The sequence below is a fragment of the Lacticaseibacillus sp. 53-4 genome (assembly GCF_016861805.1).
In the GTDB taxonomy this organism is placed as follows: domain Bacteria; phylum Bacillota; class Bacilli; order Lactobacillales; family Lactobacillaceae; genus Lacticaseibacillus.
Window position 1 is genome coordinate 1 of sequence record NZ_BOLT01000052.1, and the last position, 6,487, is coordinate 6,487.

Here is a 6,487-nt window from a genome sequence, read left to right on the forward strand (position 1 = left end):
TCGACGGTAGGTAGTGATGCGTTTGCCGTAGAAATGAACCATGTAGGTGAAGTATTCCTGCTCCAAAACGTGATCAGCAGGTGTTGAACTTTGATCAGAACGGGTGGACTTTTGAATGCTAATTGGCTGCGAAGAGGACATGGAAAGACCGCCATTCAGTTGCTTGTTTGTGCCGATGGCAACGTACAAACTTGTCTGATTATCAGGCACCTTCTTCACGACCAACGCGTAGAAGTCTTCACTCACTTGCACCAACTTTGCTGGTAGCTTTTCGCCATTACCAGCGCTGCGTGTGCGCACGTTGGCGATGATTGGTTGTAGCGGGTCGATCTGGTTGTCCTTCACATAGAGGTTTAACTGATACGTGGTTTCGTTGGCGTATCGCGACGCTCCGGCGAAGGTGAATTGGTTGTCACCTTGAGCAAAAGATTGGTCCGGTTTTACGCCACTTGCTGTGCTGCTTTTGGGAAATAAAAAAGCCACTACAAAGGCAGTGACGACAACGACGATGATTCCTACGAGGAGATAGATGAACTTTTTCTCAGCCCGATTTTGTGTCCTCATCGTGATTGTTGAACTAAAAGCACTCAACGTTTCTCCTCCTTTCTATTGTTGGTTCATAGACACGCCCGGTTCCATCTCTGCGTAAACATACTCACTCCACTCGGTAATCTTTTCGTCCTTAAAGGTGAGCCGATAGATGATGTCCTGCTTCTGCGAGTTAGTGTTTCCTGCTCCGCTCAAATCGAATACCACCCGGACAGTTGCCTGACGCTCATTGCCGTTTTCCGGCTGAATCTGGACGTCTCGGTTGTACCAAGTGGTGCTCCAACGGTAGTTGTCAGCGGCCATGCCGCCAGCCGGAACGACCACCAAATCGTCAGCAATCTTCTTCGTTGAGATGGCCTCAATATCATCGTGGTGCTTACGTGCATTCTCATAGAATTGCGTGTGCAACGTCACGAAAGCCTTCGCACGTTTAGTAATTGTGTCGTTGCTTGCCTGCAAAGAAGCAAGCTCTTTTGCATCAGCTTTTTCGGCTTTCGAGGTGCTGGAATCTTGTGACGTTGACGTAGTTGCTGTCGTCTTGCCAGCGCCCTTGTTCACCACAACGTTAGTGCGCGGTTTTGAGACTTCCTGATGAGCCTGGTACCATCCGAACCCGGCTGCGCCGGTGGCTAGTACTGCCCAGGTTGCCAACCCAAATACGAGTTTCCCATTTGCCATTTCCTAACTCCTCCTTATTTGACTCTGCCAAAACCGGCAAAGTGTGCTTGCCAGTATGGCGATGTGTAGGTGGCAATATTGACATCTTGTCCAGCAGCATTGATCATTTGCGTACTCGAAAGCACGATCCCAACATGCGTGATCCGCGGGCCGGAATACGTGTGCTCAAAGAAGATTAAATCCCCAGCCTTCACCTCACTCTTGTTTAATCGCTTGGTCGCGGCGTACTGATCCTGTGCGGTGCGAGGCAAGGAAATGCCAGCCTTCCGTAGCGCCCATTGTACCAGCCCACTGCAATCAAAGCCGGGAGGGTTTGGGCCGGAAACGTTCGCGCCGAAGACGTAGGGTTTGCCAAGTTGCGCACTTGCTGCGGCGTAGGCTTGGTCAAAGTAATTCATCTTGTCTCCCATAATGCTGACGTTTGCATTGCTACCTTTGTCGCTAAACAACGACTTAGCATCTTCAGGAGTCATAAACATCTTGGCAATAAGTGTTTTTGGCTGTATCTGACCGCACAGTGGCGCTCTTTGTGTTATACTATATTCGTAAAGAGCATAGCCATTGATGGCACAAGAGCCGCCACCCCGGCATGGGTGACGGCTCTTTTTTTCGTCTGGCGTATCAGACGTGTGGGTTAGTAGGCAACCCTACCGATCACCGTCGCCGATCTAACCAGTCGGTGAATAGCGCTGTGGCTATCCCCACGAGGATTGGAGCGATGATCTGTGTAAAGAACAAAATCATTGGTGGCACCCCCCTTCGGGGCAGGTTGCCACCAATCATTGTACCTAACTTGGGGAGCTAACGCATCTGAAATTCCGGCGTTGGTGATTATGGATTCGGCCGGTAGCTGGTCGAAAAGGCATGGTCATGGCTCACGTCATGAACAATGTCGGTGTCTGGGTGGATCAGCTTGTGCGTGTCGCGGTACTCGATGGTGAGGTTGGTGTGGGCCTTGAGGTCTTTGAGGACGTGCTCATACAAGGCTTTGTCGTGCGGGATCTGGAGAAGGTCGTCGCTGTAGTGGAGCTTGTGTCCTGCTTATATGAGTTCAGGAAAAAGGTGTAGCAGTTGAAGAAGTGGTTGTCGACCACCATCAGCTTGTAGCGCCAGTGGTATTTGCGGGTGAAGAGCTGATCGAATTTGGCGATCAGCTGCTGGGATTCTTTGATCATGGGGGGCCGCTTTTTAAAAGATCCAGGCAAATAAACGCAACAGGAATACGATGCCGACGATTGCAACGATACAACCGCAGCCTTGCCCGAAGCAGGAGTCGGACGAGAGCGGCAGCATGACCAGATTCAGCATCAAGGTGATCAGCTGGGTTGCGAGCACGATGAATGGCGAGAAGACGATGATCGCCAGTATGACCCAGAGCATATTATTCCTCCCTTTCCCCACTCTCATTTTAGCGCAATGGGGAGAGCTCAGGATTGGTGGCCGCCCACGGTGTTGGCGCGTTCGATGGCGTTGCCCCCTACTGTCTTGCTGGAGGCGCGGACGAGGTCGTCGGTGCTGTTGGTCGGGTCGATGCGGGTTTGGGCGACGAAGCCGTTTTTGTTGTGCTCGTCGGGCTCCGCGAAGCCGATCGAGATGCCGACGACCTCGCCGAGGGCCTTATTTTTCCTGAGTCGAGTGCCGACTTGGTCTGCGATTTCGCTAAGGACCGTTTCGCAGTCCTCCAGCGTCGTGTAGTCGCGCATCAGGACCTGCGAATTGCCGTAGCCCTTGTTGTCGGCGCGGGGCACGTAGCGGCGCGTCAGGTCGCTGTAATCGATGCCCCAGGCGTGATAGTAGAGGGCCTCCCCATCACGCCGAAGCGGGCGCGGAGCTTCTCCAGCGGCGTGTGCGCGAGGTCGTAGAGCGTGTAGATGCCCATGTTGTGGAGCTTGATGCGGTGCGGCTGCCGATGCTCCAGAAGTCGGTCAGGTTGTCGATCGCCCAGAGCTTTTCCGGCACGTCTTGGTAGGTCCATGTCGCCTGCCAGGGCGCGCTTTTTTTGGCCTCGTTGTCGAGGGCGAGCTTGACGAGCAGCGGGTTCTGACCGATGCCGATGGTGGTGATGATGCCGGTTTCCGCGAAGACTTTGTCCTCAATTTTGGCCGCGATTTCGTTGTTGGTGCCGAAAAGCGAGTGGCTCGCCGAGACGTCGATGAAGCTTTCGTCGATCGAGTAGACATACCAGTGCAAATCATCGGTGAACTGGCGGAAGATCTGGTTGACGCGGTAATTGATGCGGATGTAGTCGGCCATGTGCGGCGGGACGAGCTGGATATCCATGCCGGGGCGAATCTCGTACTTGCGGGTGCCGAGCTTGACGCCGTACTGCGCCTTGGTGTTGAGCGACGCCGCCAGGACTAGGCCGCCGGCGGATTCCTCGCGGCTCAGGACGGCATTTTTCGCTGCGAGCGGGTACTCCCCACGCCGAATCGCCTCGACGCTGGCGTAGAAGGACTTGCAGTCGATGCACATGATGTCGTGGATTGGCAGTCGCGTCGGGTCGTCGAGCGGGGTCACTCCGCCCACCATTTGGTCGCGTCGAGGATATCGACGTGGCGAATGTCCTCGACTTGGAGCATCCGGACGTGCCCCGTTTTCAGTTGCAGGTAGAGTTGGCTCGCCGCAAAGCCGACAGCGGCGCCCTGGATCAGCGGCAGGTACTCGCCGTCATAGAGCGCGTTGATCTGGACCGAGACGATTTGCGATTTTTCCCAGGCGTGTTGCAGGCGCAGATTAATTTGCTCGAAGCCCATTTCAGGCAGCTCCGGTTCGGGCCGGTCGGTGCTTGCCTGTTCCGCGAGGTAGCTACTGTGGTCGGATAGCAGCCACCCCATCCGCTTCATCATGCCGCGGTCGGCGTAGAGCCAGCGCTCGCGCGGTACCTCGTATACGGTCATGTTGATGCCCCCTTGTTTGACTCTATGGGAACATTATGCGAACGCATGTTCGATTTTGGCAAGAGGGCTGACTCGAATTTTTGTAAAAAAACCACTGACACAATAAAGTGACAGTGGCGAATATAGATGTGATATCGGTTCGTAAATCTTAACTAGGTTATGGTGTGGTGCACTTGACTAACGTTTTTTTGATTCTGCAACTTCTAAGATCATGGCGTAGCGCTCGCGTTCCTTGTCGGATAGTTGCTCGATTGCTGAATCCATGAGCTGCGACAGAAGTTCGTCAGCGGAATCAGCGACGCCGATCGTGATCAGTGCGTTTACCTGATTGCGCGTAGTTTCGCTGACGCGGACCGTGGTGCTCCGGCCGGATGCAGCTTTGACCTTTGTTGTTTTCTTGAGCGTGGTCGAGACATGAGCGGCTTTGGCGATGTCGGCCCGGTCGACTTGGTGCTCAACAATGACTTCGTTAGGAACGTGAATCAACTTCCGCCGTTCTTGCGGTTTCTCGGCCTTTTTCTTGTCTAGCATTCCCATTAGGATTCCTCCCCTGCCAGACGGGCAACGAGCTCCTCTGCGACGAGGTCAAAGCTGTGATGTACTTTTTTATCCCAGATATCGTGCGGGTTGTCGGTAATCCCAGTCATATCGTAGCGCTTGACGCGTGATTGAATGTGGATGCGATTGGTGAAGACGTTGGCCTCACCGAATTCCTCCGCGGCCGATTCGAGGATCGCCTTGTCGACCGGTGCCGAGCGCTCCGTGAGTACCGGCAAGATGCCGAGGATGTCGATTGGCGCGTGGTAGCGGTCAACCAGAATGCCTTGCATGTAACGGACAAACTGTTCTGCCCCAACCAATGCGCGTTCTTGCGTTTGCAGTACGACGATGAGCTGATCGCAGGCGAAAAACGCCGCATCGTTGGTTGGTTGCAGTGTTGGTGGCACATCGATGAAGATGTAGTCGTAGCTGTCGCGCAACGCATCAATGTACGGACGGAACGCAGCTGCCTGCGCTTCCTCCTCGGGATAGTGGCTAGATAAGTAGTTACCGTAGATGGAAAAGTCGACCGCATTAGGGATCAAATCGATGTTTTCTGTGATTGGTATCGCAATATCCTTGAGCAGAATATCTTCGTTGATCGCGGTCATCAGACTACTTTTGATTGTCGCCGTTTTGCCGTTGGCGACATCGTAAGTCTTGATCATGAGTTGGGTCAGATTTGCCTGTGGATCGTAATCGACCAAGCAGATCTTTTTCCCGTGCTTTGCCAAGCTCCAGGCGACGAGCGCAGTGGTGCTGGTCTTGCCGACCCCGCCCTTAAAGTTAGCGAATGATAGGACTGTTGCTGCCATGATGCACCTCCGTCAATGTATACGCACTTGTCGTTAGCCCGAGTGTACCATAGTTGGCGGCAAAAAAGTTTATCATATTGAAATGGCGTAGATACGTATACATGTATACTCGTCTACATGTATACATTGTTTGAGGAGACAGAACGTTCTATCGAAGCCCTACAGCATCAATGACTAAAACATTGTATACAAGTCTACATGTATATCCGTATACATGTAGACTTGTATACGCATCTACAGCTTTGCGCAGGCTATTGCAATGTTGCCAGAGCTTGTGTAGTTTTAGAAACATAAGAACACAAAAAAACACACCAACCGACGGCAATCGGTAGTGCGTCCACAGAAGTATGATTTATAAATGTCATTATATCATGTTCGATACTGATGGCAAGGGTGCCAGGTGCGATCGAGCGTGTTTGCCAACGTGCGCTCCGGGTTTTTCCCGACAAAGTAAGTTAACGTTGAGGTCGGTGCCCCGGCCGCTGCAGGACGAAAAGGGGCGGGTTGCTATTGGCGTGAGTGATGCACGTACGCAACTGCTAGGCGATTACGGCCATAAACGGTGTAGGTGGCAGCCTGTGGACCTTGTGGGGTCCGTGGTGGGTGATCGTTCGAGTGTTGGGACAGGCTGACACGAGAGCACCCACGCTGGAGACAGCAGACACATCAACTGTGACGGGCGCGACGGTGACGGCGACGAGCTGCATTGCGCGACTGAGCAGGTGTTTTATCTAGTGCGTACAAATTAAGAGATTAATCCTTGGGTGGGGTCTCGGATGAGGCCCCGCTTTTTTTGTGCGCTTGAAGCTAGGTGAAACTCTGCTCAAAACGCTTCAAGCTCAAGCTCTAAGCTGACAGGGGAGCGTGGCTGGGTCAAGCGATTTGATTGATTTAATGGGCTTTGGTGCAAAGTTTGCCTGACAACTTCATTGGGAGTGTCATGTTGTCTAGTTCAAGCAGCCCGGCATCGATGTAGCGGTACACGGTAGTCGTTGAAGGGCAAGACTT

At 53.1% G+C, this 6,487-nt stretch carries 9 protein-coding genes and 1 pseudogene; all 10 read right to left on the bottom strand.

Annotated elements, in window-relative coordinates; all coding sequences use genetic code 11:
- Positions 1–591, bottom strand: a 591-nt coding sequence (locus JUF21_RS11425; protein WP_203664716.1) for an ABC transporter ATP-binding protein, incomplete at its 3' end; no start/stop codon positions are given.
- Between the two features lie 15 nt (positions 592–606).
- Complete coding sequence (locus JUF21_RS11430; protein ID WP_203664718.1) at positions 607–1,227, bottom strand: hypothetical protein; 621 nt, start codon at positions 1,225–1,227, stop codon at positions 607–609.
- A gap of 14 nt (positions 1,228–1,241) precedes the next feature.
- Positions 1,242–1,700, bottom strand: a complete 459-nt coding sequence (locus tag JUF21_RS11435; RefSeq protein ID WP_239061456.1) for a C40 family peptidase — start codon at positions 1,698–1,700, stop codon at positions 1,242–1,244.
- Positions 1,701–1,881: 181 nt separating this feature from the next.
- Complete coding sequence (locus JUF21_RS12170; protein ID WP_374706454.1) at positions 1,882–2,010, bottom strand: type I toxin-antitoxin system Fst family toxin; 129 nt, start codon at positions 2,008–2,010, stop codon at positions 1,882–1,884.
- A gap of 48 nt (positions 2,011–2,058) precedes the next feature.
- Entirely contained in the window at positions 2,059–2,211 is a 153-nt protein-coding gene (locus JUF21_RS11990; RefSeq protein ID WP_239061457.1) for a hypothetical protein, read from the bottom strand.
- 204 nt (positions 2,212–2,415) lie between these two features.
- Positions 2,416–2,607 carry a hypothetical protein gene (locus JUF21_RS11450; RefSeq protein WP_203664724.1) on the bottom strand — a complete coding sequence of 64 codons (192 nt, stop codon included), beginning with the start codon at positions 2,605–2,607 and terminating at the stop codon, positions 2,416–2,418.
- Positions 2,608–2,654: 47 nt separating this feature from the next.
- Positions 2,655–3,756, bottom strand: a pseudogene (locus JUF21_RS11455) (DNA polymerase).
- Positions 3,741–4,124 carry a DNA-directed RNA polymerase subunit beta gene (locus tag JUF21_RS11460; protein ID WP_203664725.1) on the bottom strand — a complete coding sequence of 128 codons (384 nt, stop codon included), beginning with the start codon at positions 4,122–4,124 and terminating at the stop codon, positions 3,741–3,743. The pseudogene JUF21_RS11455 and the gene JUF21_RS11460 overlap by 16 nt, the downstream one beginning before the upstream one ends.
- Before the next feature lie 177 nt (positions 4,125–4,301).
- Positions 4,302–4,661, bottom strand: coding sequence for a DUF5388 domain-containing protein (locus JUF21_RS11465; RefSeq protein ID WP_203664727.1), 360 nt, complete (start codon positions 4,659–4,661; stop codon positions 4,302–4,304).
- Positions 4,661–5,479, bottom strand: coding sequence for a ParA family protein (locus tag JUF21_RS11470; RefSeq protein WP_203664729.1), 819 nt, complete (start codon positions 5,477–5,479; stop codon positions 4,661–4,663). The genes JUF21_RS11465 and JUF21_RS11470 overlap by 1 nt, the downstream gene beginning before the upstream one ends.
- Positions 5,480–6,487: the final 1,008 nt, after the last annotated feature.